At 70.0% G+C, this 3,357-nt stretch carries 3 protein-coding genes; 2 read left to right on the plus strand and 1 reads right to left on the minus strand.

All coding sequences use genetic code 11. The features are described 5' to 3' along the window. Positions 1–244: 244 nt before the first annotated feature. A complete protein-coding gene (locus tag WB508_RS00435) occupies positions 245–1,072 on the minus strand; it encodes an HAD family hydrolase (RefSeq protein WP_423842896.1) in 828 nt (275 codons plus the stop codon). A gap of 108 nt (positions 1,073–1,180) precedes the next feature. On the opposite strand from WB508_RS00435, the gene ssd reads away from it, so the two are divergent. Beyond that, on the plus strand, positions 1,181–2,233 hold the full coding sequence (gene ssd / locus WB508_RS00440) for a septum site-determining protein Ssd (protein WP_423842897.1): 1,053 nt from the start codon (positions 1,181–1,183) through the stop codon (positions 2,231–2,233). Next, positions 2,230–3,357, plus strand: a 1,128-nt coding sequence (locus tag WB508_RS00445) for a TadA family conjugal transfer-associated ATPase (RefSeq protein WP_423842898.1), incomplete at its 3' end; no start/stop codon positions are given. The genes ssd and WB508_RS00445, both read left to right, overlap by 4 nt.

Here is a 3,357-nt window from a genome sequence, read left to right on the forward strand (position 1 = left end):
CGCCTTCGCGAAGGAAGGCGCCGTCTGGCCAGCATCTTTCCCGGCTACCAGGCGTGCTGGATCTGAGTCGTCGCGGTTCCGTTGCTGAATGCGTGGGAATCCGGTCGAGCAACTGTCCCAGTGAGGCGGGTGATCGCCGCGTGGGTACCGAGGTGCTGTGCCGCTGTGGAGTTCTTGACTCCTGTCTACGCCGATCAGGTCGACCCGTACAGACCTACTGGCTCGTAATGTTCTGAGCCTGAATTCACAAGCGCACGGATGGGGCTGAATGGCGCCGCCGGCGGGTGATGAACGAAACCACGATTGCGCCCGCAGTGCTGGCGATCACCGCCATCGCCGCTGCCTTGCCCGCCGGGGTGTCGAGGCCGATCCGACTGCGCAGCGCGACCGGCCGGTCGAACACCAAGATCGGCCACTCGTTCGCGGTGGAAAGGGCGCGCAGCGTCTTGTCTGGGTTGACGGCGAACGGGTGGCCGACGGCCTCGAGCATCGGGGCGTCGGTCTCGGAATCGGAGTAGGCGTAGCTGGCCGCCAAGTCGTAACCCAACTCCTCGGCCAACTTCTGCATCGCGGTCGCCTTGTGGGGGCCGTAGGCGTAGAAGTCGACCTCGCCGGTGTACTTGCCTTGGGTCTCGACCAGCGTGGTGGCGATCACGTGATCAACACCCAGCATCGCGCCGATCGGCTCGACCACCTCGGTCCCGGAGGCCGACACGATCACGACATCACGGCCCGCGGCTTGGTGGTCCTCGATCAGGCGCACGGCCTCGTCGAACACCAACGGATCGATGATGGTGTGCAGCGTCTCAGACACGACTTGTCGGACCGTCTCCACGTCCCAGCCCGCGACCATCTCGGTGAGGTAGGCCCGCATCTTCTCGAGCTGGTCGTGATCGGCTCCACTCACCGCGAACATGAAGTTGGCGTATGCGCTACGCAGGACAGCGCGCCGTGTCAGCAGGCCGCCGTGGAAGAAGGGCTTGCTGAAGGCGAGGGTGCTCGAGCGCGCGATGATCGTCTTGTCGAGATCGAAGAACGCCGCCGACCTCGATCCTGCGGCTGGAGGAGTCACGCTTTCAGGATAGGCGCAGTCCTTCCACAGGAGGTCCGCTACGGCGCGGCGTCCACAGCATCTGGGCGAGCCGTCGCCGAGGGACGGGCTAGGACCGACGATCGGTGGATGGAGCATGTCGCGGCCATCGCCACTTCTGACGACCAGCTGCTCGATGTCGCGCAGCGCTGGTGCGCCGCGACCGGGGCTACGCCGGTAGGGGTCGACACCCCAGACGGCGCACGGCGCGAGTGGCGCCGAGCGGCGGTCATGCTGATTGGCGATGACATGGTCCAAGAGATCGCCCAGATGCGCGCACCCCGACGCGACCACGTTGTCGTGGTCACCCGCGATCCAGATGCGGTCTGGCGGCACGCGGTGGATCTGGGCGCGAGCGACGTGGTCGATCCGCTCGACGACGCGGCCGGGCTGCGAGCGGTTGGTGTCGCGCTCGACGGGCGGGTCGAGGGATGCACGGTCTCGGTCGTGGGCGGTAGCGGCGGCGTCGGTGCCAGCACCTTCGCGGCCGCACTCGGTCTGGTCGGCGCCCGCCGCGGTCTGGCTGCTGTGCTGCTCGACGCCGACCCGGGGGGTGCCGGCGTCGAGCTGCTGCTGGGCAGCGAACGGGCCACAGGTCTGCGATGGACCGACCTTGCCGCAGTCGACGGTCGGGTGTCGGGCGATTCGCTCGCCGACGTCCTGCCCCGTCATCACAACCTCGCCACAGTGTCGTGGCCCGCGGCCGAGATGGCGGTGCAGGTCCCGGGGGCGGCTGGAGCCGTGTGGTCCGCTGCCAGTCGGGCGTTCGATCTCGTCGTCGCGGATGCGCCGCGCACGGTCGGATCTTCTGGTTGGTCAGAGTCGCTGTTGGCGGGCTCCGTGCTGACCGTGGTCGTCGTGGGCGAGGACGTCGGTGGGGTCGGGGCCGCCCGGCGGGTCGCGTCGCGGGTGCGTGAGACGTGCTCGTCGGTCGTGGCTGTCAGCGTCACCCGGCGGGGCGGGCTCGGCTCGTCGGCGGCCCAGGAGGCAATCGGCCTGCCGGTGGTCGCGCGGATCCGCCCCCACCGCGGCCTCCGATTGGCCATCGACCACGGCCGAGGTCCCATGCGGTCCCGATCGCTGCGGCGAGCGGCTGGCGACGTTCTCGACCTGCTGGGGCTCGATCCCGGAGGCGCGTCATGACGCCGGCACTGGTCGACCGGGTGCGGCATCGCCGGGTGATGGAGGCGGCGGCGCCCACCGCGGCAACCGTGGCCGACGCCTTGCGAGCTGAGCACCAGGTGATCGGCAGCAGCGACGTGCTGGTTCTGGTCGATCGGCTGCGCAGCGAGATGTTGGGCGCCGGTCCGCTCGACGCCGTGCTGGCCCTGCCCGGCGTCACGGACGTGTTGGTCAACGGCGCACGCCAGGTGTTCGCCGACTGCGGCAACGGGCTCGTCGCGGTCGACGTGCGCTTCGAGGGCGAGGAGACCGTGCGCCGCCTCGCTCAGCGGATGGCGGCCATCGCCGGACGCCGGCTCGACGACGCGTCGCCCTGGGTCGACGCGCGGCTTCCGGACGGTACGCGCCTGCACGCGGTGCTGGCCCCGCTCGCCAGACCCGGCACCGTCATCTCGCTGCGCGTGCCGTCGCGGACCGTGTACTCCCTCGATGACTTGGCGGCGCTCGGGATGTTGGCCGGGGGAGCCGACGACCAACTGCGCCGGATCGTTGCGGCCCGGGCGTCGTTCGTGGTCACAGGCGGCACCGGGAGCGGCAAGACCACCGTCCTGGCCGCGATGCTGGCCCTGATCGACCCGCGCGACCGCATCGTCGTGGTCGAGGACTCAACCGAGCTGCGACCCTCGCACCCCCACGTGGTCGGGCTCGAGGCCCGGCCTCCCAATGTCGAGGGTGCTGGCGCCGTCAGTGTGCGCGACCTGGTGCGGCAAGCGTTGCGGATGCGTCCGGATCGGCTGGTGGTCGGCGAGGTGCGCGGACCTGAGGTCGTTGACCTGCTGGCAGCGCTCAACACCGGGCACGAGGGTGGCTGCGGCACGTTGCATGCCAACTCAGCGGCCGACGTGCCGGCGCGCTTCGAGGCGCTCGGAGTTGCGGCCGGCTTGGTGCGCGATGCGGTGCACAGCCAGCTGGCTGCCGGCGTCGACCTCGTGGTCCATCTGGGCCGCGATGCCAGCGGCACGCGCCGCACGCGCGAGATCGCGTTGCTGGAGTCTGATCATGGCTCCTCCTCGTGGGTCCGAGCTGTACCCGCGGTCACGTTCGTCGATGGCGTCGCGCGCGATGGGCCGGCCGCCGAGTCATAC

It is taken from the genome of Aeromicrobium sp. (assembly GCF_049586495.1).
Taxonomy (GTDB): Bacteria; Actinomycetota; Actinomycetes; order Propionibacteriales; family Nocardioidaceae; genus Aeromicrobium.